Annotated in this window: 20 protein-coding genes, 10 tRNA genes, 2 rRNA genes and 1 pseudogene (1 of these 33 only partly in view); all 33 read left to right on the top strand. The window is 52.7% G+C overall.

Going from position 1 to position 25,412, the window contains the following annotated elements; genetic code table 11:
* The first annotated feature begins 120 nt into the window (after positions 1-120).
* The gene (locus CWI35_RS10230; RefSeq protein WP_015374689.1) at positions 121-1,488 is read left to right on the top strand and encodes an ISLre2-like element ISGsp3 family transposase; all 1,368 of its coding nucleotides are present in this window, start codon (positions 121-123) and stop codon (positions 1,486-1,488) included.
* A 244-nt stretch (positions 1,489-1,732) separates the two neighbouring features.
* Positions 1,733-2,131, top strand: a complete 399-nt coding sequence (locus CWI35_RS10225; protein WP_011229571.1) for a S1 domain-containing RNA-binding protein — start codon at positions 1,733-1,735, stop codon at positions 2,129-2,131.
* A 134-nt stretch (positions 2,132-2,265) separates the two neighbouring features.
* Positions 2,266-3,713: pseudogene (gene tnpC / locus CWI35_RS10220) on the top strand (IS66 family transposase).
* Positions 3,714-3,924: 211 nt separating this feature from the next.
* Positions 3,925-4,001, top strand: a tRNA-Met gene (locus tag CWI35_RS10215).
* Between the two features lie 12 nt (positions 4,002-4,013).
* Positions 4,014-4,085 (top strand) — tRNA-Glu (locus CWI35_RS10210).
* Positions 4,086-4,282: 197 nt separating this feature from the next.
* Positions 4,283-6,763 (top strand): stage II sporulation protein E, encoded by a 2,481-nt coding sequence (spoIIE, locus tag CWI35_RS10205; protein WP_119877710.1) that lies wholly within the window; start codon positions 4,283-4,285, stop codon positions 6,761-6,763.
* Positions 6,764-6,828: 65 nt separating this feature from the next.
* Positions 6,829-7,569 (top strand): vWA domain-containing protein, encoded by a 741-nt coding sequence (locus CWI35_RS10200; protein ID WP_011229573.1) that lies wholly within the window; start codon positions 6,829-6,831, stop codon positions 7,567-7,569.
* Positions 7,532-8,506 (top strand): serine/threonine protein kinase, encoded by a 975-nt coding sequence (locus tag CWI35_RS10195; RefSeq protein WP_011229574.1) that lies wholly within the window; start codon positions 7,532-7,534, stop codon positions 8,504-8,506. Before CWI35_RS10200 ends, CWI35_RS10195 begins: the two co-directional genes overlap by 38 nt.
* Positions 8,507-8,574: 68 nt before the next feature.
* Positions 8,575-9,969, top strand: a complete 1,395-nt coding sequence (tilS, locus tag CWI35_RS10190) for a tRNA lysidine(34) synthetase TilS (RefSeq protein WP_011229575.1) — start codon at positions 8,575-8,577, stop codon at positions 9,967-9,969.
* 13 nt (positions 9,970-9,982) lie between these two features.
* Positions 9,983-10,528, top strand: coding sequence for a hypoxanthine phosphoribosyltransferase (gene hpt, locus CWI35_RS10185; protein WP_012820458.1), 546 nt, complete (start codon positions 9,983-9,985; stop codon positions 10,526-10,528).
* 94 nt (positions 10,529-10,622) lie between these two features.
* Entirely contained in the window at positions 10,623-12,521 is a 1,899-nt protein-coding gene (gene ftsH / locus CWI35_RS10180; protein ID WP_011229577.1) for an ATP-dependent zinc metalloprotease FtsH, read from the top strand.
* 127 nt (positions 12,522-12,648) lie between these two features.
* Positions 12,649-13,425, top strand: coding sequence for a type III pantothenate kinase (locus CWI35_RS10175; RefSeq protein ID WP_011229578.1), 777 nt, complete (start codon positions 12,649-12,651; stop codon positions 13,423-13,425).
* Between the two features lie 14 nt (positions 13,426-13,439).
* Positions 13,440-14,324: an Hsp33 family molecular chaperone HslO gene (hslO, locus tag CWI35_RS10170; protein WP_025039044.1), complete on the top strand. Its 885-nt coding sequence runs from the start codon at positions 13,440-13,442 to the stop codon at positions 14,322-14,324.
* Between the two features lie 86 nt (positions 14,325-14,410).
* On the top strand, positions 14,411-15,337 hold the full coding sequence (cysK, locus tag CWI35_RS10165; protein WP_011229580.1) for a cysteine synthase A: 927 nt from the start codon (positions 14,411-14,413) through the stop codon (positions 15,335-15,337).
* A gap of 114 nt (positions 15,338-15,451) precedes the next feature.
* Positions 15,452-16,873, top strand: coding sequence for an aminodeoxychorismate synthase component I (pabB, locus tag CWI35_RS10160; RefSeq protein WP_011229581.1), 1,422 nt, complete (start codon positions 15,452-15,454; stop codon positions 16,871-16,873).
* A 5-nt stretch (positions 16,874-16,878) separates the two neighbouring features.
* Positions 16,879-17,454: an aminodeoxychorismate/anthranilate synthase component II gene (gene pabA / locus CWI35_RS10155; RefSeq protein WP_023634495.1), complete on the top strand. Its 576-nt coding sequence runs from the start codon at positions 16,879-16,881 to the stop codon at positions 17,452-17,454.
* A gap of 5 nt (positions 17,455-17,459) precedes the next feature.
* Positions 17,460-18,335: an aminodeoxychorismate lyase gene (gene pabC, locus CWI35_RS10150; RefSeq protein WP_011229583.1), complete on the top strand. Its 876-nt coding sequence runs from the start codon at positions 17,460-17,462 to the stop codon at positions 18,333-18,335.
* On the top strand, positions 18,335-19,186 hold the full coding sequence (folP, locus tag CWI35_RS10145; RefSeq protein WP_011229584.1) for a dihydropteroate synthase: 852 nt from the start codon (positions 18,335-18,337) through the stop codon (positions 19,184-19,186). Before pabC ends, folP begins: the two co-directional genes overlap by 1 nt.
* Positions 19,187-19,202: 16 nt before the next feature.
* Positions 19,203-19,538 carry a dihydroneopterin aldolase gene (gene folB, locus CWI35_RS10140; protein WP_015373715.1) on the top strand — a complete coding sequence of 112 codons (336 nt, stop codon included), beginning with the start codon at positions 19,203-19,205 and terminating at the stop codon, positions 19,536-19,538.
* On the top strand, positions 19,539-20,066 hold the full coding sequence (gene folK, locus CWI35_RS10135; protein WP_011229586.1) for a 2-amino-4-hydroxy-6-hydroxymethyldihydropteridine diphosphokinase: 528 nt from the start codon (positions 19,539-19,541) through the stop codon (positions 20,064-20,066).
* Positions 20,018-20,239 carry a helix-turn-helix domain-containing protein gene (locus tag CWI35_RS10130; RefSeq protein WP_011229587.1) on the top strand — a complete coding sequence of 74 codons (222 nt, stop codon included), beginning with the start codon at positions 20,018-20,020 and terminating at the stop codon, positions 20,237-20,239. Before folK ends, CWI35_RS10130 begins: the two co-directional genes overlap by 49 nt.
* A gap of 16 nt (positions 20,240-20,255) precedes the next feature.
* Entirely contained in the window at positions 20,256-21,257 is a 1,002-nt protein-coding gene (gene dusB, locus CWI35_RS10125) for a tRNA dihydrouridine synthase DusB (protein ID WP_011229588.1), read from the top strand.
* Positions 21,258-21,347: 90 nt separating this feature from the next.
* Positions 21,348-22,832, top strand: coding sequence for a lysine--tRNA ligase (gene lysS, locus CWI35_RS10120; RefSeq protein WP_025039045.1), 1,485 nt, complete (start codon positions 21,348-21,350; stop codon positions 22,830-22,832).
* A gap of 221 nt (positions 22,833-23,053) precedes the next feature.
* Positions 23,054-23,170, top strand: a 5S ribosomal RNA gene (gene rrf, locus CWI35_RS10115).
* An 8-nt stretch (positions 23,171-23,178) separates the two neighbouring features.
* Positions 23,179-23,254 (top strand) — tRNA-Val (locus CWI35_RS10110).
* A gap of 412 nt (positions 23,255-23,666) precedes the next feature.
* Positions 23,667-23,742: transfer RNA gene (locus CWI35_RS10105), tRNA-Lys, on the top strand.
* Positions 23,743-23,752: 10 nt separating this feature from the next.
* Positions 23,753-23,837 (top strand) — tRNA-Leu (locus tag CWI35_RS10100).
* An 11-nt stretch (positions 23,838-23,848) separates the two neighbouring features.
* Positions 23,849-23,923, top strand: a tRNA-Gly gene (locus CWI35_RS10095).
* 16 nt (positions 23,924-23,939) lie between these two features.
* Positions 23,940-24,025, top strand: a tRNA-Leu gene (locus CWI35_RS10090).
* Positions 24,026-24,028: 3 nt separating this feature from the next.
* Positions 24,029-24,102 (top strand) — tRNA-Arg (locus CWI35_RS10085).
* A 4-nt stretch (positions 24,103-24,106) separates the two neighbouring features.
* Positions 24,107-24,180, top strand: a tRNA-Pro gene (locus tag CWI35_RS10080).
* A 12-nt stretch (positions 24,181-24,192) separates the two neighbouring features.
* Positions 24,193-24,265 (top strand) — tRNA-Ala (locus tag CWI35_RS10075).
* A 352-nt stretch (positions 24,266-24,617) separates the two neighbouring features.
* Positions 24,618-25,412, top strand: a 16S ribosomal RNA gene (locus CWI35_RS10070); it runs 763 nt beyond the window's last position.

Below are 25,412 nucleotides of genomic sequence, written 5' to 3'. Positions count from 1 at the left end.
CGCTCGTCGGGGCCACCAAGCGAAGCGCGGTAGAAAAAAGCAAATGTCATGCAAAAAGGACTCTCTCCCTGCTATGATGGTGATTGTCAACATCAACCGAAAACAGGAGGGAGAGAGTCCATGAAACATCTTACCACAGAATGGCCTTTATTAAAAGAGCTGGAGGAACAATTAGTCAGAACTCTTCAAAAGGTGTTCGCTGTCTTGTTGGCGGCCCTTTTGGAGGAGATTGATCAACAACTGGCGGAAGCGCGGGACAAGCGCCGGTATCAGCTGAAAGACAAACGGCCGACTACGATCCAAACGCTGTTTGGAGAAGTGACGTTTCGACGGAACTACTACTATGACCGGCAAACGGGGAACTATACCTTCTTGCTGGATGCCGAATTAGGCTTTGATGGGGCCCGATCGATCAGTCCTTGCCTCGAGGAAACGGCGGTCGAGTTGGCCGTAGAGTGCTCTTCCTACCGCAAAGCGGCCCGTACGTTGGAGTCGATCGTGGGGTATGCGGTCATGAGCCACGAGGCGATTCGCCAACTGGTGCTGGAGGCCCCTGTCTCGCTGCACCGCCCTGTTTCCCAACGGCACGGCCGGGTGCTGTTTGTGGAGGCGGATGGACTGTTTATTTCCCGCCAGGGGAAAGGGAAACGGGCGAAAGAAGAGAAAATCCTGGCGGTTCACGAGGGATGGAAACGAAACGGTTCGCAGCTCGAGCTCGTGAACCGGCGCCACTACCTCCATGAAGGGGAGGGAGACGTGTGGGAACGGTTCGAAGAGTGGCTGATGAACGAATATGCCTATGATCCGTGCCGGGACCTGTTGATCATCAACGGCGACGCGGCGTCGTGGATCACGGCCTGCCGGGAGTATTTTGGGAAGCGGGCGTGCTTTCAGCTGGATCGATTTCATGTGGCGCGGGAGCTGCGTCAGTGTCTGTCCGGCCATCCGCGTTGGCGGGAGGTGCGGAAGAAGCTGGCGAAACAAGACGAAGAGGGGCTTCTCGTGGAGCTGAACAGCGCGGTCGGCACGTTGGAGGACGAAGCGAAAGAGAAGCAGATGGCTGCCATGATCCGCCGGATCGAGTCGATGCCGGGATGCATCCGGGACTATCGGGAGTGGCTGTCGGAGCAAGGGGTGGAGACGACCGGCATGCGTCCGATGGGCCACGCCGAGAGCGTGATGAGCCGGTTTGCGCATCGGGTGAAATCCCGCCGCAGCTGGAAAGACCAAGGGCTTCGGGCGTTTCTGAGGGCGATGGCGGCCCGAATCGACGGGATTTGGCGGAGAAATGGGCAGTTGGTGGAGGAAGAAGAGACCCGAACGGCGGCCTCGGCCTCAACAAAGTCCAAGCGGATCGAACAGGCCAAACGGAAGGCCGGACGGTTATGGGCAGATGTGGTGCGTCAGAATCTACCGTGTCTGCAGCGGTCATCCGGGACACCGATCCATCAAGCGTTGTCGGCGCTCCGGGATGGTGGTTGGGTGTAAAAAAATGGAATATCGTATCATCGCCTCAAGATGAGGGATGAGAGTCCGAAAGCGCTTACGATATTAATTCCTGAAAATGGTTCGCTAACTAGTGATTGACAACGCCCGTAGTGAACCGAAAAAATGTTCTCCACAAAGTCTTGACTGACTCATGGGCATTCGTCATATTGACACGCATTTTTTTCATTCGCTATAATAAAAAAAACACCATCTTTAAAGCGTTTTAAGGAGGAGCACTTTTTTTATGTCGATTGAAGTAGGCAGCAAGTTACAAGGCAAGGTCACGGGCATTACGAAATTTGGGGCGTTTGTGGAGCTGCCGGAGGGGGTCACAGGACTCGTTCACATTAGCGAGGTAGCCGATAACTATGTCAAAGACATCAACGATCATCTGAAAGTCGGCGATATGGTGTATGTCAAAGTCATCAACGTCGGTCAAGATGGAAAAATTGGCCTGTCCATTCGCAAAGCAAAAGACACGCCTTCTTCGCAGCGGCCGCGCCATCGGACAAACGACCGCTCCGCGGCGGACAGCTTAGAACAAAAAATCAGCCGATTCTTAAAAGAGAGTGAAGACCGATTGGCATCGTTGCGCCGTCATACGGAGTCGAAGCGGGGAGGTCGTGGAGCGAGACGAGGGTAACTTGCTGCTGAAAGATTGTTTGAAGGATGACAAATTCGGAAACGTAACTATTCAGCCACATCATAAAGTGAGCTGAATATTTTTTGCTTTTCCTGTCCATGATGTGAATATTGATAGACAAGGAGGTGAATCGCATGTTGACGGTACAACAAGCTGTATTTACAGTTGAAAGCTTAATCAGCAAAGTCCAACAACAAAAGCAGCTCATTACTCACCAACAACAAGTCATTGAGCAACTGTTGAAAGAAAACAAACAGCTACGCAAAGAAAATGAACAACTCAAGTATCGCGTTCAAGAGCTGGAAGCACGCACGAAAAAAACAGCTCTAATAGCCATTTGCCCCCATCTTCTGACCGTTTTGCCAACACACGTTCTTCTCGTCAACCATCTGGCAACAAGCCAGGCGGACAAGAAGGACATCAAGGAACGACGCTCCGTCAAGTGGAACGTCCACATCATCGTGTCGTCCACCGTGTGCATACGTGTCAAGGATGTGGAGCTTCTTTGCGTGAAGTCAAACCGTTCAAAGTCGATATCCGTCAAGTGTTTGATGTCCCTCCTGTGGCGATCGAGGTGACACAACATGAACGTGAAGTGAAATCGTGTCCACATTGTCGATGCGTGCAACAAGCCGAATTCCCATCCCATGTCACGAATCATGTGCAATACGGTCCACGGCTCACGGCGCTCGTTGTTTATTTACATCATATCCAATTGATCCCGTACAAGCGTTTAAGTGATACAATCGAAGCGTTATATCAACACTCGATTAGTACGGGAACTCTTGCCAATATGGTGAAACGAGGACGCGAATCGTTGGAATCAAATATGGACATCATCGAAGACGCCTTACTTGAATCCAACATCCTGCATGTCGATGAAACGAGTTTGCGCATCAATGGGAAACTCGCATGGGTGCATGTCGCGTGTACATCGAGATATACATACTTGGCTCCTCACGCTTCTCGTGGAAAAAAAGCGACCGATGATATCGGGATTCTTCCCCGATATGAAGGGACGATGATGCACGATGCGTTCGGTACGTATCCGAAATACACACATGCCACCCATGCCCTTTGTCATGCCCACCATTTGCGTGAGTTAAAAGGATTCATCGAACAGGGGCATACGTGGGCGATGCGCATGACCACGTTTCTGTTAGCCGCCAAGCAAGCCGTCGAAGCCCATCACGGTGCACTTTCCGAAGAAGAAGCGAGACGGTGGGAACGAGTGTATGATCGCATCCTAGAAAGAGCACAACACCGATTAGAAACGATGACGCCTCTTCCGAAAAAAGCACTCGCTTTTGTTCGACGCCTTCAAAAACGAAAGGAAGAAGCGCTGCGTTTCTTACGTGAAGTACATGTTCCCTTTGATAACAACCAAGCCGAACGCGATCTTCGCATGGTCAAAGTCAAAGAGAACATTTCGGGTACGTTTCGCGAAGAAACATTCGCGCAGTCGTTTTGCATCGCAAGAAGCATCGTTTCCACACTGACGAAACACGAAAAAAACGTGTGGGATTCGTTATGTCTTCTGTTGGCAGGCGAAACGATCGATCGAGTTCTTTCCGCTACCTAGGGCATTTTCTATGACCGAAATGCCCTATTTGTGCTGGGCTTTTTTATACACTAGCACTGGGGTGAATAGTTACTCGGAAACAAGCATCCGTCGCTATGGATGCTTTTTTGTTTCTGTATGGAATAAGAGGATATATTTCCCCTCTGCATTTTCCGCCTATATGTATTGACAATCGTCATCTCCTCCGTTATGATATAAACTGTTGTCACACGGCGGTGTAGCTCAGCTGGCTAGAGCGTACGGTTCATACCCGTGAGGTCGGGGGTTCGATCCCCTCCACCGCCACCAACAATCCAAAATGGCCCGTTGGTCAAGTGGTTAAGACACCGCCCTTTCACGGCGGTAACACGGGTTCGAATCCCGTACGGGTCATCGCAAACGAGCATGCGCCATCAAGCGACATGCTCGTTTTTCTTTTTTGTCTCTTTCTGTCGGAACAAGCCTGTTGACCGCGTTTTGCCGTGGAAAACGTCGAACGATTTTTTATTTTTCTCTGTGGTTTTGACAAATTTCTGACAATTCAAGCGATATAATAGGGGGTAATAGAAAGGTAAAGGAGAGGATCGGGAATGGAAAGAGTAGAAAGAGGGACGGTGCGCCGCAGCATTTCGGAAGTGCCGATTCATGACACGCAAGCAACGGTGTCGCGCTGGATGCGCCATGTGAAGCTGCGCCTCGGTCATCTGTTCATCCATCAAGGCTTTTTGCTTCTTCTTGTCGGCTTTTTGCTTGGACGAGCATTGATTTTATCGAAGCTGACCCCGTTCGCTTTGCCATTTTTCGTTTCGGTCTATATGCTGCGCCGCGACAAGGCCGCTTTTGCGTTGATCTCGCTGTTGGCCGGTGCTTTGACGCTGTCGCTTGATGTGGCGCTGTTTGTCGGCGTTTCCATTTTTGGCTTTCTCTTTATTTACGGATGGGTGCGGAGGGTGATCAGTGAGTCACTGAAAATCGTTCCGTTTGTTGTGTTTGTGCTGTCTCTTTCCGCCAAATGGCTGATCTCCTATTATTGGCTCGGAGAGCGATCGGTCTACGGCGCCGCCATGGCGGTCGTCGAAGCCGGGCTGTCGCTTGTATTGACCTTGATTTTTATGCAAAGCATCCCGTTGTTGACAGTGCAGAAGCATAAACATGCGTTGCGAGCGGAAGAGATCATTTCGTTGATCATTTTGCTCGCCTCGATGTTGACCGGGATGATCGGTTGGGCTGTGTACGGTTTGTCGCTTGAGCATGTGATGTCGCGCTACCTCGTTTTGTTGTTCGCGTTTGTCGCCGGGGCGGCGACCGGCTCCACCGTCGGCGTTGTCACCGGGCTTGTACTGAGCTTGGCAAATGTCGGCAACTTGTCGGAAATGAGTTTGCTTGCTTTCGCCGGGCTGCTTGGCGGGTTGCTGAGGGAAGGGAAAAAACTTGGGGTGGCGTTCGGCCTCCTCGTCGCGACGCTGTTGCTTGGTTTATACGGCGAAGGGAAGAGTGAGCTTGTGCCGACGTTGCTTGAATCCGGCATCGCAATTATGCTGTTTTTTGGTACATCCCGTTCACTGACGGAGAAAATCGCCAAATACATTCCCGGCACGGCAGAATATATCCATGAGCAACAACAATACGTCCGGAAAATCCGCGATATGACAGTGCAACGCGTCTCGCAGTTTTCCAACGTCTTTCAGGCGCTGGCGGAAAGCTTTTCGCCCGAACCGCTTCCGGATGCTAATGAATACAGCGACCGTGAAGTCGACTATTTTTTGAGCGACATCACGGAAAAAACGTGCCAAACGTGCTTTAAGAAGACGCAATGCTGGGCGGACAACTTTCGTACAACCTATGCGTACATGAAGCAAATGATGGGCGAGGCGGACGAAAAAACATTGTCGCAAAACCATCAGTTGCTGCGCGAGTGGGAGCGGTATTGCGTCAAGGCCGGCAAAGTCGTCGACGCGATTGAAAAAGAGATGGTTGCTTATCAAGCAAACCGCAAGCTCAAACGGCAAATCCACGAAAGCCGGAAGCTTGTCGCTGAACAGCTGTTGGGCGTTTCGCAAGTGATGGACGATTTCGCCAAAGAAATGCAGAAAGAACAGGAAAACCATTATTTGCAGGAAGAACAAATTTACCATGCGCTGCAAGAGTTTGGCATCGAAGTGGGCCATGTCGACATTTACAGTTTGGAAAAAGGAAATATCGATATTGAAATGAGCATTCCTTACTGCGAAGGGCGGGGTGAGTGCGAAAAACTGATTGCGCCGATGCTGTCAGATATTTTAGGAGAGACGATCGTCGTCAAGCGCGAAGAGTGCGCCGCCTACCCGAACGGCTACTGCCGCGTCGCCTTCGGCTCGACGAAAGCGTTCGTCGTCGAAACGGGCGTCGCGTTTGCCGCCAAAGGAGGGGGGTTCATTTCTGGCGACAGTTATGCAACGATTGAACTTGCTACCGGCAAGTACGCCGTTGCCATCAGCGATGGCATGGGCAATGGGGAGCGGGCGCATGACGAAAGCCGCGAGACGCTGCGCCTGTTGCAAAAGATTTTGCAGACGGGAATGGACGAGTCGATTGCCATCAAATCGATCAATTCGATTTTGGCATTGCGGACGACAGAAGACATGTATGCGACGCTGGATTTGGCCATCATCGACTTGCAAAACGCGGCGACGAAGTTTTTGAAAATCGGATCGACGCCAAGCTTTATTAAGCGCGGTGACAAGGTGATGAAAGTGGAAGCGAGCAACTTGCCGATGGGCATCATTAAAGAAGTGGAATTTGACGTTGTCACCGAGCAGCTGAAATCGGGCGACTTGCTCATTATGATGAGCGATGGTGTGTTTGAAGGGCCGATGAACGTCGAAAACCATGATGTTTGGATGAAGCGGAAAATTCAAGAATTAAAGACGAACGACCCGCAGGAAGTCGCCGATTTGATCATGGAAGAAGTGATCCGCCAATGCGGCGGCGAGATTGAAGACGATATGACCGTCGTTGTCGCCAAAGTTCGGCACAATACGCCGAAATGGGCGACGATTCCGGCATACATGTATATGAAAAAGGCGCAATAGCTAGCGTATAAAAACGTTCCCCTGCGGCGATGATGGTAATACATTCGCCAAGGAGGGGAACGAACGTGCGAAAGGGAACGTTGCGGCAAATTTTGCTCATTACCGATGGCTGCTCCAACCATGGTGAGGACCCAGCCGCCATGGCGGCGCTAGCCCGTGAGCAAGGCATTACGGTGAACGTGATCGGCATCTTGGACCAAGGTGCGATGGATGAAAACGGACGGCGGGAAATTGAAGCGATCGCCGCGGCTGGCGGCGGGATGAGCCAAGTCGTGTACGCGAAACAGCTGTCGCAAACCGTGCAAATGGTGACGCGCCAAGCGATGACTCAGACGTTGCAAGGGCTCGTCAATCGCGAGTTGAAACAAATCTTTGGTTCTGACGTTTCGCTTGAGGACTTGCCGCCGGACAAGCGCGGCCAAGTGATGGAAGTCGTCGATGAACTCGGGGAAACGGTTGCCCTTGATGTGCTCATTTTGATCGATACGAGCGGGAGCATGAAAACAAAACTGCCGACCGTCAAAGAGGCGCTCATCGATTTATCGCTCAGCTTAAATGCGCGCATGGGCGAAAACCGCTTTTCGGTGTTCATCTTCCCGGGAAAACGGGCGCACGCCGAAAAAATGATCGACTGGACGCCAAGGATTGAAGAGTTGTCCACTATCTTTCCGAAATTGGCGTCGGGCGGGCTGACGCCGACCGGACCGGCGCTGCGTGAGGCAATCGCCTATTTTGAGCGTAAACGGTCGTTAAGGAGCTGGATCGGCGATGGCGATGAGCCATACATCGAAGAATCGTCTTTGTAATTTGCCGCCTGGTACGGTCATCACTGGGAAATGGCACGGCCGTTCCTACCGGCTGCTGCGGCGGCTTGGCAGCGGGGCGAACGGCGTCGTCTATTTGGCGGAGAACGGCCGGACTCGCGTCGCCGTCAAGTTGAGCGATGACTATGCGTCATTGGCATCGGAAATGAATATATTGCGCCGTTTTGCTAAGGTCCAGGGAGCCGCCCTCGGGCCTTCTTTGCTGGAAGCCGATGACTGGCAAAGCCCGTTTGCGCGGGAGACGATCCCGTTTTATGTGATGGAGTATATTGAAGGGGAGAATTTCGCTGCTTTCATCCGCCGCCGTGGAAAAGAATGGGCGCCCGTGCTCGTGATGCAGCTGTTGTCGGTGCTTGATCGGCTTCATCAAGAAGGATGGGTATTTGGGGATTTAAAGCCGGATAATTTGATCGTTACCGGGTCGCCGCCGTCGGTTCGGTTGCTTGATGTGGGCGGGACGACGCTGCAAGGAAGGGCGGTAAAAGAGTTTACTGAGCTGTATGACCGCGGCTATTGGGGGCTTGGATCGCGCAAAGCGGAGCCATCTTACGACTTGTTTGCGGCGGCGATGGTGATGATTTCTTCTTGCTGCCCGGGGCCGATTGAGAAAAAGGGTGACGGTCGGGCGCAGCTGTTGTCCATCATCGAAACGGACCGCTTTTTAACCCGATACAAGGAGGTGCTGCAAAAGGCGCTTGACGGCCGATATCGAAAGGCGGCCGATATGCGTCGCGACTTATTGGCCGCCTCTTCCCGCCATACATCGGCGGAAAACGAAAGAAAGGCAGTGCCAAGCCGTCGGTCGGGGCGGCAGGTGAAACGGCGCCGCCAAGCGAGAGGGATTGTCGAAACGGTGGTCATCGCCGCCGCATTGCTGGGCGCCTATGCCTTTTATATATATTGGCAGCTGGCGATGTAATTTTTTTTGAGAAAACAGGGCGGACGTGTTACGATGAAGCTGAAAGAAACGCAAAGAGGTTGGCTCGGATGATCGACAAAGTGCGCGCCTTTATCCACAGGCATCAACTGCTTTCAGAAGGAGCGGCCGTCATCGTTGGCGTCTCCGGAGGCCCGGATTCGCTTGCGTTGCTGCACGTTTTTTTGTCGCTGCGCGACGAATGGAAGCTTCAGGTCATAGCGGCCCATGTTGACCATATGTTTCGTGGGCGGGAGTCAGAAGAAGAGATGGAGTTTGTGAAACGTTTTTGCGTGGAGCGCCGTATTTTATGTGAGACTGCGCAAATCGACGTCCCGGCCTTTCAGCGCAGCGCAGGTCTCGGCGCCCAAGAGGCGGCGCGGATCTGCCGCTACCGCTTTTTTGCCGAACTGATGGAAAAGCATCAAGCGGGGTACGTCGCCGTAGGCCATCATGGCGACGATCAAGTCGAGACGATTTTAATGCGGCTTGTGCGCGGCAGCACAAGCAAAGGATACGCTGGTATCCCCGTCAAACGGCCGTTTCACGGCGGCTATCTCATCCGTCCGTTTTTGGCTGTCAGCCGGGCGGAGATTGAAGCGTATTGCCGGCAGATGGGGCTGTCTCCACGCTGCGATCCGAGCAATGAAAAAGACGATTATACGCGCAACCGGTTCCGCCATCATATTGTCCCGTTGCTGCGGCAGGAAAATCCGCGCCTGCACGAGCGGTTTCAGCAATACAGCGAAATGATGGCGGAAGATGAGCAATTTTTGGAGGAATTAGCCGCGGACGCGCTGAATAAAGTAATGGAAAAACAACATCGCGATGCGGCGCTTTCCATCGGACCATTTTTGGAGCTGCCGCGACCGCTGCAGCGCCGGGTGCTGCAGCTGTTGCTTCTCCGTCTTTATGGCGGCGTTCCGCCGACATTGACTTCCGTACATATCGGCCATATACTGATGCTTTGTGAGCGCGGCCGCCCTTCCGGAATGATCGATTTGCCAAAAGGGCTCAAAGTGATTCGCTCGTACGACCGCTGTTTGTTTACTTTTGACGCAGAAAGCGGCGAGAAAGGCTATTGGTTTGAACTGCCGGTTCCGGCGCTATTGCCCCTCCCAAACGGCTATGCAATCATCAGTGAATTTGGGGAACACTATCCAAGAAAGCAGGCCGGGAATGATTGGTTCGTCGTGGATCCTGCTTCCGTCTCCTTGCCGCTCCGCGTGCGGACGCGTCGGCGCGGCGACCGGATGGTGCTCAAGGGGACGGGAGGCACGAAAAAATTGAAAGAAATTTTCATTGAAGCAAAAATTCCGCGGATGGAAAGGGATCGCTGGCCGATTGTCGAAGATGCCGACGGTCGCATCCTTTGGGTGCCTGGCTTGAAAAAATCGGCTTTCGAAGCGCAAAACCGTGGGCAAGCTCGCTATATTTTGCTGCAATATCAGGCGATGAACAGCTAGGAGGAAAAATAAGATGGGGATGAAAGACGATATTCAAAAAGTGTTGATCACTGAAGAGGAAATTCAGGCAAAAGTCAAAGAACTCGGCGGTTTGTTAACGAAAGAATATGAAGGCCGTTTTCCGCTCGCTGTCGGCGTTCTCAAAGGGGCGATGCCGTTTATGGCCGATTTGCTCAAACATATTGATACATATTTAGAAATGGATTTTATGGACGTATCAAGCTATGGCAATGCGACCGTTTCATCCGGCGAAGTGAAAATCGTCAAAGACTTGAACACCTCCGTCGAAGGACGGGATATTTTGATCATTGAGGATATTATTGACAGTGGGCTGACGCTCAGCTATTTGGTCGACTTGTTTCGCTACCGGAAGGCGAATTCGATCAAAATCGTCACGCTTCTTGACAAGCCGTCTGGACGGAAGGCGGACATTCAAGCCGATTACACCGGATTTACCGTCCCGGATGAATTCGTCGTCGGCTATGGGCTCGATTACGCGGAAAAATACCGCAACCTCCCGTTTATCGGCGTCTTAAAGCCGGAAGTGTACCAAAAGTAGAACGGTTGCTGGGCGACGGCCGAATTGTTTGTATTGAAACAAATTTCTATGATAGTATTGAGTATAGTGTGTTTCATATGGGAGGAGGCAAGAAATGAACCGGATTTTCCGCAATACCATCTTTTATTTGCTGATTTTCCTCGTCGTGATCGGCGTCGTCAGCTTTTTTAACGGCACGAACCAGCGAACGGAGCCGATGACGTACGATGCGTTCATCACTCATCTGGAAAACGGGGATGTCAAGTCGTTTTCCATTAAGCCGGAGCGCGGCGTATATGAAATCAAAGGCCAGTTGAAAACATATAGCGAAGGGCAGTACTTTTCCACCTACGTCATGAACAGTGACAAAGTGCTTGACCGCATCGATGCGGCGGCGGCGCGGACGCGGGTGGAAGTCGTGCCAGCGGACGAAACGAGCGGATGGGTGACGTTTTTCACTTCCATCATCCCATTTGTTATTATTTTTATTTTGTTCTTCTTCCTTTTGAACCAGGCACAGGGCGGCGGCAGCCGGGTGATGAATTTCGGCAAAAGCCGGGCGCGGCTGTATACGGATGACAAGCGGAAAGTCCGCTTCCGCGATGTGGCTGGGGCAGATGAGGAAAAGGAAGAGTTGGTGGAAATCGTCGAGTTTTTAAAAGATCCGCGCAAGTTTGCGGAACTTGGCGCCCGCATTCCGAAAGGGGTATTGCTCGTTGGGCCGCCCGGAACCGGGAAAACGCTGTTGGCGCGCGCGGTTGCCGGAGAAGCGGGCGTGCCGTTTTTCTCGATCAGCGGGTCGGATTTCGTGGAAATGTTCGTCGGGGTCGGGGCATCGCGGGTGCGCGACTTGTTTGAGACGGCGAAAAAAAATGCCCCGTGCATTATCTTCATTGATGAGATCGACGCCGTCGGCCGCCAGCGCGGCGCCGGCCTTGGCGGCGGCCATGACGAGCGTGAGCAGACGCTCAACCAACTGCTTGTCGAAATGGACGGCTTTAACGGCAACGAAGGGATCATTATTATCGCGGCCACCAACCGGCCGGACATTTTAGACCCGGCGCTGTTGCGCCCGGGTCGCTTCGACCGGCAGATTACCGTCGACCGCCCGGACGTCAAAGGGCGCGAAGCGGTGCTGCGCGTGCATGCCCGCAACAAGCCGCTCGATGAATCGGTTGACTTGAAGACGATCGCGATGCGGACGCCTGGATTTTCCGGCGCCGACTTGGAAAACTTGCTGAATGAGGCGGCGCTCGTTGCAGCGCGCCGCAACAAAAAGAAAATTGATATGAGCGACATCGACGAGGCGACGGACCGGGTGATTGCCGGACCGGCGAAAAAAAGCCGCGTCATTTCGGAAAAAGAACGGCGCATCGTCGCGTTTCACGAAGCTGGGCATACGGTCATCGGCATGGTGCTCGCCGATGCGGAAATGGTGCATAAAGTGACGATTGTGCCGCGCGGCCAAGCCGGAGGCTATGCGGTCATGCTGCCGAAAGAAGACCGCTACTTTATGACGAAAGCCGAACTGATGGATAAAATCACCGGACTGCTCGGCGGGCGCGTTGCCGAGGAAATCGTGTTCAATGAAGTGAGTACAGGGGCCCACAACGATTTTCAACGGGCGACAAACATCGCGCGCCGGATGGTGACGGAGTTTGGTATGAGCGAAAAGCTTGGTCCGCTTCAATTCGGCCAACCGAGCGGGCAAGTGTTTTTAGGACGTGACTTACACAACGAGCAAAACTACAGCGACAAAATCGCCTATGAAATTGACTTAGAGATTCAGCGCATCATTAAAGAGTGCTATGAAAAAGCGAAACAAATTTTGACCCAACATCGGGACAAATTGGATTTGATCGCCAACACGCTGTTGGAAGTCGAGACGCTCGATGCGGAGCAAATTAAACATTTGTTCGAACATGGCACGCTGCCCAAAGACCGGAACGGGCGCGAGGAGTCCGGCAAAAGCGACGGCGATGTGAAAATCAACATCCAAAAGAAAGAGGAGTAATCGATGTCTCTGTTCGGAGGCATCTTTTTTTTTGCCGGCGGCCCAGGGAAAGAAGGACAGTTTTTTTCCCGTAAGTATGATATGATAAAGAATGGGAATTTATCGAGGAAAAGCGAGGAATGAAGCGATGATTTTTGTATTGGACGTCGGCAATACAAACACGGTGTTAGGGGTGTATGACGGGGACGAACTGAAACATCATTGGCGCATTGAAACAAGCCGCTCGAAAACGGAAGACGAATACGGCATGATGATCAAAGCGCTCTTGAACCATGTCGGCTTGCAGTTTTCCGACATTCGAGGCATCATCATTTCCTCGGTCGTGCCGCCGATTATGTTTGCTCTTGAACGCATGTGTCTAAAATATTTCCATATCAAACCGCTCATCGTCGGTCCGGGCATTAAAACCGGGCTCGACATCAAATATGACAATCCGCGTGAGGTGGGCGCCGACCGGATTGTCAACGCGGTCGCCGGCATCCATTTGTACGGCAGTCCGCTGATTATCGTCGATTTTGGCACGGCGACGACGTATTGTTATATTAATGAACATAAACAATATATGGGAGGGGCCATTGCCCCGGGAATTATGATCTCGACAGAGGCTCTGTTCGCGCGGGCGGCGAAATTGCCGCGCATTGAAATCGCCCGCCCGGATGATATCATCGGCAAAAATACGGTCAGCGCCATGCAAGCCGGCATTTTATACGGTTATGTCGGACAAGTGGAAGGCATCGTGTCGCGAATGAAGGCGAAAAGCAAAATCCCGCCGAAGGTGATTGCTACTGGCGGTTTGGCTCCGCTCATTGCCAGCGAATCGGACATCATCGATGTCGTTGATCCGTTTTTGACGCTGACTGGCTTAAAATTGTTGTACGAGAAAAACACCGAGAAAAAAGGATGAAAGGCTTGATGAAGATGGGAGACTACTTAGTCAAAGCACTCGCTTACAATGGACAAGTGAGAGCGTATGCCGCAAGAACGACGGAAACTGTCGCCGAGGCGCAACGCCGCCACCAAACATGGCCGACCGCCTCAGCGGCTCTCGGCCGGGCGTTGACCGCCGGTGTTATGATGGGAGCGATGCTGAAAGGCGAGGAAACGTTGACGATTAAAATTGACGGCGGCGGCCCGATCGGCGTCATTTTAGTTGACAGCAACGCCAGAGGGGAAGTGCGTGGCTATGTAACGAATCCACATGTACATTTTGAGCTGAACGAGCATGGGAAACTTGATGTGGCACGGGCGGTCGGCAAAAATGGGATGTTGACGGTTGTGAAGGATCTTGGGCTGCGCGACTTTTTCACCGGACAAGTGCCGCTTATCTCCGGGGAGCTTGGCGATGATTTTACGTATTATTTTGCTTCGTCCGAACAAATTCCGTCATCGGTTGGCGTCGGGGTGCTCGTCAATCCCGACCATACCATCCGAGCCGCCGGAGGATTTATTATCCAGTTGATGCCCGGGACGGAGGAGAACACGATCACTCGCATTGAAGAGCGGCTGAAACAAATTCCGCCCGTGTCGCGCATGATCGAAAGAGGGCTCAGCCCGGAACAGCTGCTCGAACAACTGTTGGGAGATGGAGGCGTCCGTGTGCTCGAGACGATGCCGGTGTCATTCGTCTGCCGCTGTTCGCGCGAGCGGATCGCTGATGCCCTTATCAGCCTAGGGCCCGAGGAAATCCAAGACATCATCGACAAAGAAGGGCAGGCGGAAGCTTCGTGCCATTTTTGCAATGAAACGTACCATTTCGACAAAGCGGAGCTGGAACAGTTGAAACAACTCGCAAAAAAAGAATGAAAACAGTAAAATGATTGACAATTACGCCAATAGTTGATACATTGGAGACAAAGTCGATAAAATTAATGGGGATTAGAGGTGGAACAATGGCACGCACAGTCAACTCGATAACCGAATTGATCGGCGATACGCCGGCCGTGAAACTGAACCGCATCGTTGATGAAGACAGCGCGGATGTGTATTTGAAACTGGAATTTATGAACCCGGGCAGCAGCGTCAAAGACCGGATTGCGTTGGCGATGATTGAAGCGGCGGAAAAAGCGGGCAAGCTGAAGCCGGGCGACACGATCGTTGAGCCGACAAGCGGCAACACTGGGATCGGATTGGCGATGGTCGCGGCGGCGAAAGGATATAAGGCGGTATTAGTCATGCCGGATACGATGAGCTTGGAGCGCCGCAACCTGCTGCGGGCGTATGGAGCCGAGCTTGTGCTCACACCGGGTGCACAAGGGATGCGCGGAGCAATCGCAAAGGCGGAAGAGCTCGTCCGCGAGCACGGCTACTTTATGCCACAGCAATTTAAAAACGAGGCGAACCCGGAAATCCATCGCTTGACGACCGGGAAAGAGATCGTGGAGCAAATGGGCGACCAGCTTGATGCGTTTGTTGCCGGCGTTGGCACGGGCGGAACGATCACCGGAGCAGGCAAAGTGTTGCGCGAAGCTTACCCAAACATTAAAATTTACGCCGTTGAACCGGCCGATTCCCCAGTCTTGTCGGGAGGAAAACCGGGCCCGCACAAAATCCAAGGGATCGGCGCTGGCTTTGTTCCAGATATTTTGGATACGAGCATTTACGATGGGGTTATTACGGTAACGACGGAAGAAGCGTTTGCGGCGGCCCGCCGCGCGGCTCGCGAGGAAGGCATTCTCGGCGGCATTTCGTCCGGTGCTGCGATTCATGCGGCATTGAAAGTGGCGAAAGAGCTCGGCAAAGGGAAAAAAGTGCTCGCCATCATCCCGAGCAACGGCGAACGTTATTTGAGCACGCCTCTTTACCAATTTGAAGACTAAGCAGACTTTTTCGGCAGGGGCAACCCTGTCGAATTTTTTTACGAGGATGGTGACCCAGACGGACAATCATTGTACAATAAAAGTAACTATGGACATCGTAAGGAGCTGACGAGGATGGAACAGCGGCGCAGGCGACTGAAACGAACTATCGATTATCGCGGACGGGATTGGTTCCGCCAGTACGAACAGCTGGCCTATAGCCGGCCTCATCATGTGTTGCTTGAGAGCGGCCAAGGGGGAAGGTACAGCATTATCGGCCTTGACCCGATCGGAGTGATCCGCGCTGACGAGCGGCGGCTCATCATCAAGCAGCGCGGGGTTGAAACGGTGCTGGATGGCTCGCCGCTCGAAGGGCTCCGGCAATGGCTTCGGTGTTTCGCCGTGCCGGATGAGGGGGAGTCGTTGCCTTGCCAAGGCGGGCTGATCGGTTTCATTAGCTATGATGCGGTTCGCTATATGGAACGGCTCCCGGTGCTCGCGCAAGATGATTTGCGGCTGCCGCTCATGTATTTTTTCCTCTTTGACGATGTAGCGATTTATGATCACCAAACTGAACAGCTTCATTTGCTTGCCTACGCGAATGAAGGGGAGGAAAGCGAAGCAAACCGGCGGCTTGCGCGGCATGCACGGATGTGGCTCGAGGATCGGAATGAAGCGCTGGTCTGGCCGCTTGCTGCCTCGACAGCTGCGCCGTCTGTTTCAATGACAAAAGAGAGGTTTATGGATGCGGTTCGCCGCGTGCAACGCTATATTGCGGCGGGCGATGTGTTTCAAGTCAACTTATCGGTGCGTCAGTCGCAGCCGCTGGTGACGCATCCATTTGCCGTCTACAAGCAGTTGCGGATGCTGAATCCGTCCCCTTACATGGCGTATTTGCATACCCCGGAATTTCAAGTCGTCAGCGGCTCGCCGGAGTTGCTCGTCCGCAAGCGGGGATGGCGTCTTGAGACGCGGCCGATTGCCGGCACACGTTCGCGCGGTCGGACGGCGGCAGAGGATGAACAAATTGCTCGCAAGTTGCTTGCGAGTGAAAAGGAGCGGGCCGAGCACGCCATGCTCGTTGATCTTGAGCGGAATGACCTTGGGCGCGTCTGTGCATACGGGACGGTTCGAGTTGACGAATGGATGACCGTCGAAAAGTATTCTCATGTGATGCATATCGTTTCTCACGTATCCGGCACCATGACGATGGAGCACGATGCGTTTTCCGTCATTCGCGCCATGTTTCCCGGCGGGACGATCACCGGCGCCCCGAAAGTGCGAACAATGGAAATTATTGAAGAGTTGGAACCGGTCCGCCGCGGCTTGTACACGGGCTCGATCGGTTGGATCGATTTTCAAGGAAACATGGAGCTAAACATCGCCATTCGAACGATGGTCGTCAAAGACGGATTGGCGCATGTACAGGCAGGAGCGGGCATCGTCATCGATTCCAACCCAGAGCATGAGTACAAGGAATGTGTAAAGAAAGCGGCTGCCCTTTGGAAAGCGAAAGAGCTGAGCGAAGCAGAGGCATTATTTCCGAGCATGAGGTGAGAATGATGATCGTCATGATTGATAACTACGATTCATTTACGTACAATTTGGTGCAATATTTGGGCGTGTTGGGAGAAGAGCTGATTGTCAAACGGAATGATGAAATTACGGTGGCTGAAATCGAACGACTCCGCCCTGATTTTATTATGATTTCCCCCGGTCCATGCACACCGAATGAGGCAGGGGTCAGCCTGGAAGTCATCGATCGCTTTGCCGGCCAAATTCCGATTTTCGGCGTCTGCCTCGGGCATCAAGCCATCGCCCAGGCGTTCGGCGGCCGCGTTGTCCGCGCTCCAAGGCTGATGCACGGGAAAACATCGTCCGTCTACCATGATGGGGAGACGATTTTCTGCGGCGTGCCGAACCCGTTTACGGCAACGCGCTACCATTCCCTTATCGTCGAGAAAGAGACGCTTCCGGACTGTTTCGTCGTGTCGGCTTGGACGAAAGAGGATGAAGTGATGGCGATTCGCCATAAAACGCTGCCGGTGGAAGGCGTGCAGTTTCACCCGGAATCGATTATGACAAGCCATGGGATGCAACTGTTGAAAAACTTTATCAACACGTATAAAAAGGCGTGACAGTCATGTACGTGTATATCAACGGCGCGGTCGTTCCGCGCGAAGAAGCGCAGTTATCAGCGTTTGATCACGGCTTTTTATATGGGCTTGGCTTATTTGAAACATTCCGCACGTATAGCGGCCACCCTTTTTTGCTTGACGATCATTTGGCCCGATTGAACAAAGGGCTGTCTGAGCTTCACATCGAAAGGCAGTTCGGCCGCGCCGAAGCGGTGGCGATCATCGAGCAGTTGCTCGAGGCCAATGGCTTGCGCGACGCTTATGTGCGCTTCAATGTATCGGCCGGGGTCGGCGATCTCGGCTTGCCGATCGAACGTTACCGAAACCCGACCGTCATCGTCTATATGAAGCCGCTTCCGCCGCCCGTCCCTCCGGAAGGAAAAGAAGGGGTGGTGCTCGCGGCAAGGCGAAACAGCCCGGAAGGCAATGAGCGACTAAAGTCGCACCATTATTTAAACAATATGATTGGGAAATGGGAGCTCGGACATCGACCTCATGCGGAAGGAATTTTTTTGAATTCAGATGGTGCGGTAGCGGAGGGGATCGTTTCCAATATTTTTTGGGTGAAAGACGGCATCGTCTACACGCCAGCGCCGGCTGTCGGCATATTAAACGGCATCACAAGACAATTCATCATTGCTTTGCTCAAGCAGTTGCGCATCCCAGTTGAAGAAGGGGTATATCCGCTGTCCCATTTGTTGCAGGCTGATGAAGCATTTATCACCAACTCTGTGCAGGAAATTGTACCCCTTTGCCGCATTGGCCATTGCGTTTACCAAGGAAAAAATGGTCCGGTGGTCCGGGCCTTGCAGCACCATTACCGACGCTTGACCCATCGGTTATGGACGAGGAACGAATTGGCGGAAAGGATGAACGACTGATGACAACATCGATGCGCCCTCTTCGGCTTCAATGCCGCGGGCATGAGCTTGACTTAAACAAAAAAACGTTGATCATGGGCATTGTCAACGTCACGCCCGATTCGTTTTCCGACGGCGGCCGGTTTTACGACGTGGAAAACGCGGTCAAGCACGCGAAGCGGCTCGTGGCGGAAGGAGCAGACATCATTGACATCGGCGGTGAATCGACTCGTCCGGGGGCGGATCCAGTGCCGCTTGATGAAGAATTGCGCCGCGTCATTCCGGCGGTAAAAGCGATTGCTAAGGCGGTGAGTGTACCGATCTCAATTGACACGTACAAAGCGGAAGTAGCGCGGCAAGCCATGGAAGCCGGGGCGCACATCATCAACGACGTTTGGGGAGCCAAGGCGGACCCTGATATGGCCCGCGTCGCCGCCACGTACGGTGCGCCGATCATTTTAATGCACAACCGCCGCGATATGGCCTATCGCGATTTGATTTCCGACATGATCGCCGATTTGAAAGAAAGCATTCGCATTGTCAAAGAGGCGGGTGTGAAAGATGAGAACATTATTTTAGATCCGGGGATCGGCTTCGCCAAGACGGTCGAGCATAACTTGGAGGTGATGCGGCGCCTTGATGAATTTGCCGCTCTCGGCTATCCGCTTTTGCTTGGCACGTCGCGCAAACGATTTATCGGCCATGTGCTCGGCGTGCCTGTCGAGGAGCGGGTCGAAGGAACAGGAGCGACCGTTTGTCTCGGCATCATGAAAGGGGTGCACATCGTCCGAGTCCATGATGTATTGCCGATTGCCCGCATGGCCAAAATGATGGATGCTATGCTTGGGAAGGGAGAGAGCGGTCATCGATAAAATTTATGTGCAAGGCATGGAGTTTTACGGCTACCACGGGGTGTTTCGCGAAGAAAACATCCTCGGCCAGCGATTTTTGGTCGATGTGACGTTGGAGCTCGACTTGCAGCCTGCCGGGCGGAGCGATTGTCTTGAGTATACCGTCAACTACGCCGATGTGTACGAGCGCTGCCGGGCGATCGTTGAGGAGCGGACGTTCGCCTTGATCGAGGCGGTCGCTGAAGCGATCGCCGCCGACTTGCTCGCTGCCTTTCCTGTTGTCGAGCGCTGCATTGTCAAAGTGACGAAGCCGAATCCGCCGATTCGCGGCCATTATCAACATGTCGCAGTCGAAATTGATAGGGGTCGTTAAATGGAAAACATCGCATATCTCGCTTTAGGCTCCAACCTCGGAGATCGTGTTTCCTATTTGCGTTCTGCCATTGAAGCGCTCCATCATCATCAGGAAATTTTTATCACATCGAGCTCATCGATTTATGAAACCGATCCGGTCGGCTATGTCAACCAAGGCAAGTTTTTAAACATGGTGATCGAGGTGGCGACCACGTTGTCGCCGTTTGCCTTGCTTGACGTGACCCAGCAAATCGAACGACAACTTGGAAGAAAAAGGGAAATTCGCTGGGGACCACGGACGTTAGACCTTGACATTTTGCTGTATAATCATGAAAATATTGAAACAGAGCAGCTGACGATCCCGCATCCGCGCATGGCGGAGCGGGCGTTCGTGCTCATCCCGTTGTTTGAAGTCAACTCCCACGTGGCAATACCGAACCTTTCCGAGCCGTTAATCGACATCATTGGCCGACTACCTGACAAAAAAGGAGTTCATGTATGGAAGCGGAAAGATGGGGAAGACGTATTCGCGCTTTTCGAAAGTTGAAAGGATATACGCAAGAAAGACTGGCGAAAGAACTAGGCATTTCCGTATCGATCCTTGGTGAAATTGAACGGGGGAACCGGATGCCGTCCGATTCGCTCGTTGGACAAATCGCCGAACGGCTGAATATATCGGTGGAAGAACTGGCGCCGCCGAAACTCGAATCGAACAAGTAGAAAGGAGGCATCTGCGATGTTTCGCATTGGCGATGTCGAAATTAAAAACCGCGTCGTGCTCGCTCCGATGGCAGGCGTATGCAACTCCGCGTTCCGCCTGACCGTCAAAGAATTCGGCGCCGGGCTTGTATGCGCCGAGATGGTAAGCGACAAAGGAATCGTATACAACAACGAAAAGACGTTAAACATGTTATATATTGATGAACGGGAAAAGCCGATCAGCTTGCAAATTTTCGGCGGCGAGAAAGAAACGCTCGTCAAAGCGGCGAAATTTGTCGATAAAAATACGAATGCAGATATCATCGACATCAACATGGGTTGCCCAGTGCCGAAAATTACGAATTGCGACGCTGGAGCGAAATGGCTGCTTGACCCGAATAAAATTTATGATGTCGTTGCCGCGATCGTCGATGCCGTTGAAAAACCGGTCACGGTGAAAATGCGGATCGGTTGGGATGAAAAGCACATTTACGCCGTCGAAAACGCTCAAGCCGTTGAGCGCGCCGGCGGGAAGGCCGTCGCCGTCCACGGACGGACAAGGGTGCAAATGTATGAAGGAAAAGCGGACTGGAACATCATCAAGCAAGTGAAAGAAGCCGTCAACATCCCGGTTATCGGCAACGGAGATGTCAAAACGCCTCAAGATGCAAAGCGGATGCTTGAAGAAACAGGGGTCGACGGCGTCATGATCGGACGGGCGGCGCTTGGAAACCCTTGGATGATCTATCGCACTGTCCGTTATTTAGAAACTGGAGAGCTCATCCCGGAACCGACGCCGAGGGAAAAAATCGATGTCTGCCTGCTGCATTTAGACCGATTAATTGCCTTAAAAGGCGAATATATCGCCGTCAAAGAAATGCGTAAACACGCTGCTTGGTATTTAAAAGGCATTCGCGGCGCAGCGAAAATCCGCAACGCCATCAATGAATGTGAAACGCGGGACGAACTGGCCGCACTGTTGCTTCGCGTGGCGGAGGAAGCGGAAGTCCAAGCAGCGGCGAACGCCGAAGCCGTTTAAACAACGGAGATGACGTTCATGCAGCGGAGGACTGCCAGCGAGCGCTGGCAGTATTTTTCGTAAAAAATCGCTAAATGGAGTGAATGAGGTATGAGTCATGAAGAATTGAACGACCAACTGCGCGTCCGCAGGGAAAAGCTGAAAAAAATTGAGGAATTGGGTGTCGACCCGTTTGGCAAACGGTTCGAGCGCACTCATAAAGCGCAAGAACTGTTCGAACTGTACGGTGATTTGTCGAAAGAGGAACTTGAAGAAAAGCAAATTGAAGTCGCCGTCGCCGGCCGCATCATGACAAAGCGCGGCAAAGGAAAAGCCGGGTTCGCCCATATCCAGGATGTCACCGGGCAGATTCAAATTTACGTCCGTCAAGACGATGTTGGCGAACAGCAGTACGAACTGTTTAAAATCTCTGACCTTGGCGATATCGTCGGCGTGCGCGGCACAATGTTTAAAACAAAAGTTGGTGAACTTTCCATCAAGGTGTCGTCGTACGAATTTTTGACGAAAGCGCTGCGTCCGCTGCCGGAAAAATACCATGGTTTGAAAGACATAGAGCAACGCTATCGCCAGCGTTATCTCGATTTAATTATGAATCCGGAGAGCAAAAAGACGTTCATCACCCGCAGTTTGATCATTCAATCGATGCGGCGGTATCTTGACAGCCGTGGCTATTTGGAAGTTGAAACGCCGATGATGCACGCTGTGGCTGGAGGCGCTGCGGCGCGCCCGTTCATTACGCATCATAACGCATTGGATATGACGCTTTATATGCGAATCGCTATCGAGCTCCATTTAAAACGGCTTATCGTCGGCGGTTTGGAAAAAGTGTACGAGATCGGCCGCGTTTTCCGGAACGAGGGCATTTCCACCCGCCATAACCCGGAGTTTACGATGCTCGAATTGTACGAGGCGTACGCCGATTTCCGCGACATTATGGAACTAACGGAAAACTTGATCGCCCACATTGCCACTGAAGTGCTTGGAACGACGAAAATTCAATACGGCGAGCATGTCGTCGACTTAACGCCCGAGTGGCGGCGCCTCCATATGGTCGATGCGATCAAGGAATATGTCGGCGTCGACTTCTGGCGGCAGATGAGCGACGAAGAGGCGCGGGAGCTGGCGAAAGAACACGGAGTGGAAGTTGCTCCACATATGACGTTTGGCCATATTGTCAACGAATTTTTTGAACAAAAAGTCGAGTCTCACCTCATTCAGCCGACGTTCATTTATGGCCATCCGGTTGAAATTTCACCGTTGGCCAAGAAAAATCCGGACGACCCGCGTTTTACCGACCGATTTGAGCTGTTTATCGTCGGGCGCGAACATGCCAACGCCTTTACCGAATTGAATGATCCGATCGATCAGCGCCAACGCTTTGAGGCGCAGCTGAAAGAGCGTGAACAAGGAAACGATGAAGCACATGAAATGGACGAAGACTTCCTTGAAGCGCTCGAGTACGGCATGCCGCCAACAGGCGGGCTTGGCATCGGGGTCGACCGTCTGGTCATGCTGCTGACGAACTCGTCGTCGATCCGCGACGTGTTGCTTTTCCCGCAAATGCGTCATAAATAAATTTGATCGCTCCCTGCAAAGACAAGCAGCAGGGGGCTTTTCATTTATGTAAAAATAGTTGTCGTTGTTTTGTTGAAAAACAAACACAGGAAGTCGAGTTGACAAACCACTCCCAACGTGTTATATTATGATAGCACGTTGAAATGACAGCACTAATCAAAAACAAGGATCTAGTTGACAAATAAATAAATTTAATTATAATATAACTTGTCTGTTGATTGTCTAGTGATGATAGCGGAGGGGAAACACCCGTTCCCATCCCGAACGCGGAAGTTAAGCCCTCCAGCGCCGATGGTAGTTGGGGCCAGCGCCCCTGCAAGAGTAGGTCGTCGCTAGGCAATCTTGTGGAGGATTAGCTCAGCTGGGAGAGCACTTGCCTTACAAGCAAGGGGTCGGCGGTTCGATCCCGTCATCCTCCACCATCACCTATTATGAGCCATTAGTTCAGTGACGAGTATTACATCTTTGAATCTACTTCGAGTTGTCCCGACGCATCCGACATCTTCGAATATGCTAGCAGAGGAAGGGACATCGTTCACTGTGAGTGTATACTTGACTATGAGCCATTAGCTCAGTAACGAGCGCTGCATCTTCGAGTTTGCTTCGAGTTGCCTCGACGCACTTGGCATCTTTGAATCGGCTGGGAGAGGAAGAGGCAGGTAGAGTGAAACGAAGCTGTAGAGTGTTATCCTAACCATGAGCCATTAGCTCAGTAGGTAGAGCAACGAGCGAAGCATCTTCGGATTTGCTTCGAGTTGTCCCGACGCATCCAACATCTTCGAATATGCTAGCAGAGGAAGGGACATCGTTCATTGTGAGTGTATACTTGACTATGAGCCATTAGCTCAGTAGGTAGAGCATCTGACTTTTAATCAGAGGGTCGGAGGTTCGAGTCCTCCATGGCTCACCACAATTGATTTGCGGGTGTGGCGGAATTGGCAGACGCGCTAGATTCAGGGTCTAGTGCCCTTTACGGGCGTGGGGGTTCGAGTCCCTTCACCCGCATGTTGATTCGAGCGGAAGTAGTTCAGCGGTAGAACACCACCTTGCCAAGGTGGGGGTCGCGGGTTCGAGTCCCGTCTTCCGCTCCATTTATTTGCCCATTTAGCCGGGGTGGCGGAATTGGCAGACGCACAGGACTTAAAATCCTGGGGTAGGTCACTACCGTGCCGGTTCGAGTCCGGCCCTCGGCACTTGCGCTCGTAGCTCAATTGGATAGAGCATCTGACTACGGATCAGAAGGTTAGGGGTTCGAATCCTCTCGAGCGCGTTGGCGGGAAGTAGCTCAGTTTGGCAGAGCACATGGTTTGGGACCATGGGGTCGCAGGTTCAAATCCTGTCTTCCCGATAGCGGATATATGGGGCCTTAGCTCAGCTGGGAGAGCGCCTGCTTTGCACGCAGGAGGTCATCGGTTCGATCCCGATAGGCTCCACTGTTGCTTTATGTCTGTGCCTGCCGCTTGCAAGGGAATTTGAAGACGTGAGGTTCCTCGGTAGGATTACAGAGAAGCAAACTAAAGTAGCAACCTTGTGTCCTGCAAGTGAATGGAGAGAAGCGGGATTCTTCGACGAAAACCAGCAGAGAAGTTGTTTCAATGCAGCAACTTTGCGCCTGTGTCTTCTAGTGAATTCGGGGGAATTGGGTTCCTCGGCGCAAGACTGCAACGAAGCAAGTTTAAGAAGAGGTCTCGTTCCTTGAAAACTGAACGAAACGAAGCGCGACGAAAAGCGGAGGTCGTTTAGCGCCTTTGGTGCTGCGGCTGAAGCAAAAAGCCAATCAACTTTCTTTTGGAGAGTTTGATCCTGGCTCAGGACGAACGCTGGCGGCGTGCCTAATACATGCAAGTCGAGCGGACCGGATCGGAGCTTGCTCTGATTTGGTCAGCGGCGGACGGGTGAGTAACACGTGGGCAACCTGCCCGCAAGACCGGGATAACTCCGGGAAACCGGAGCTAATACCGGATAACACCGAAGACCGCATGGTCTTTGGTTGAAAGGCGGCCTTTGGCTGTCACTTGCGGATGGGCCCGCGGCGCATTAGCTAGTTGGTGAGGTAACGGCTCACCAAGGCGACGATGCGTAGCCGGCCTGAGAGGGTGACCGGCCACACTGGGACTGAGACACGGCCCAGACTCCTACGGGAGGCAGCAGTAGGGAATCTTCCGCAATGGGCGAAAGCCTGACGGAGCGACGCCGCGTGAGCGAAGAAGGCCTTCGGGTCGTAAAGCTCTGTTGTGAGGGACGAAGGAGCGCCGTTCGAAGAGGGCGGCGCGGTGACGGTACCTCACGAGGAAGCCCCGGCTAACTACGTGCCAGCAGCCGCGGTAATACGTAGGGGGCGAGCGTTGTCCGGAATTATTGGGCGTAAAGCGCGCGCAGGCGGTTCCTTAAGTCTGATGTGAAAGCCCACGGCTCAACCGTGGAGGGTCATTGGAAACTGGGGGACTTGAGTGCAGGAGAGGAGAGCGGAATTCCACGTGTAGCGGTGAAATGCGTAGAGATGTGGAGGAACACCAGTGGCGAAGGCGGCTCTCTGGCCTGCAACTGACGCTGAGGCGCGAAAGCGTGGGGAGCAAACAG

It is taken from the genome of [Bacillus] caldolyticus (assembly GCF_003595605.1).
GTDB classification, from domain to species: Bacteria; Bacillota; Bacilli; order Bacillales; family Anoxybacillaceae; genus Geobacillus; species Geobacillus thermoleovorans.
Note: the sequence above shows the minus strand (reverse complement) of the source record. Positions and strands in the feature narration are given on the sequence as shown.

Coding starts and splice junctions, on each gene's coding strand:
- CWI35_RS10230 (WP_015374689.1), top strand. CDS start 121: ATGAAACATCTTACCACAGAATGGCCTTTATTAAAAGAGCTGGAGGAA.
- CWI35_RS10225 (WP_011229571.1), top strand. CDS start 1,733: ATGTCGATTGAAGTAGGCAGCAAGTTACAAGGCAAGGTCACGGGCATT.
- spoIIE (WP_119877710.1), top strand. CDS start 4,283: ATGGAAAGAGTAGAAAGAGGGACGGTGCGCCGCAGCATTTCGGAAGTG.
- CWI35_RS10195 (WP_011229574.1), top strand. CDS start 7,532: ATGGCGATGAGCCATACATCGAAGAATCGTCTTTGTAATTTGCCGCCT.
- tilS (WP_011229575.1), top strand. CDS start 8,575: ATGATCGACAAAGTGCGCGCCTTTATCCACAGGCATCAACTGCTTTCA.
- hpt (WP_012820458.1), top strand. CDS start 9,983: ATGGGGATGAAAGACGATATTCAAAAAGTGTTGATCACTGAAGAGGAA.
- ftsH (WP_011229577.1), top strand. CDS start 10,623: ATGAACCGGATTTTCCGCAATACCATCTTTTATTTGCTGATTTTCCTC.
- CWI35_RS10175 (WP_011229578.1), top strand. CDS start 12,649: ATGATTTTTGTATTGGACGTCGGCAATACAAACACGGTGTTAGGGGTG.
- hslO (WP_025039044.1), top strand. CDS start 13,440: ATGGGAGACTACTTAGTCAAAGCACTCGCTTACAATGGACAAGTGAGA.
- cysK (WP_011229580.1), top strand. CDS start 14,411: ATGGCACGCACAGTCAACTCGATAACCGAATTGATCGGCGATACGCCG.
- pabB (WP_011229581.1), top strand. CDS start 15,452: ATGGAACAGCGGCGCAGGCGACTGAAACGAACTATCGATTATCGCGGA.
- pabA (WP_023634495.1), top strand. CDS start 16,879: ATGATCGTCATGATTGATAACTACGATTCATTTACGTACAATTTGGTG.
- pabC (WP_011229583.1), top strand. CDS start 17,460: ATGTACGTGTATATCAACGGCGCGGTCGTTCCGCGCGAAGAAGCGCAG.
- folP (WP_011229584.1), top strand. CDS start 18,335: ATGACAACATCGATGCGCCCTCTTCGGCTTCAATGCCGCGGGCATGAG.
- folB (WP_015373715.1), top strand. CDS start 19,203: ATGGAGTTTTACGGCTACCACGGGGTGTTTCGCGAAGAAAACATCCTC.
- folK (WP_011229586.1), top strand. CDS start 19,539: ATGGAAAACATCGCATATCTCGCTTTAGGCTCCAACCTCGGAGATCGT.
- CWI35_RS10130 (WP_011229587.1), top strand. CDS start 20,018: ATGGAAGCGGAAAGATGGGGAAGACGTATTCGCGCTTTTCGAAAGTTG.
- dusB (WP_011229588.1), top strand. CDS start 20,256: ATGTTTCGCATTGGCGATGTCGAAATTAAAAACCGCGTCGTGCTCGCT.
- lysS (WP_025039045.1), top strand. CDS start 21,348: ATGAGTCATGAAGAATTGAACGACCAACTGCGCGTCCGCAGGGAAAAG.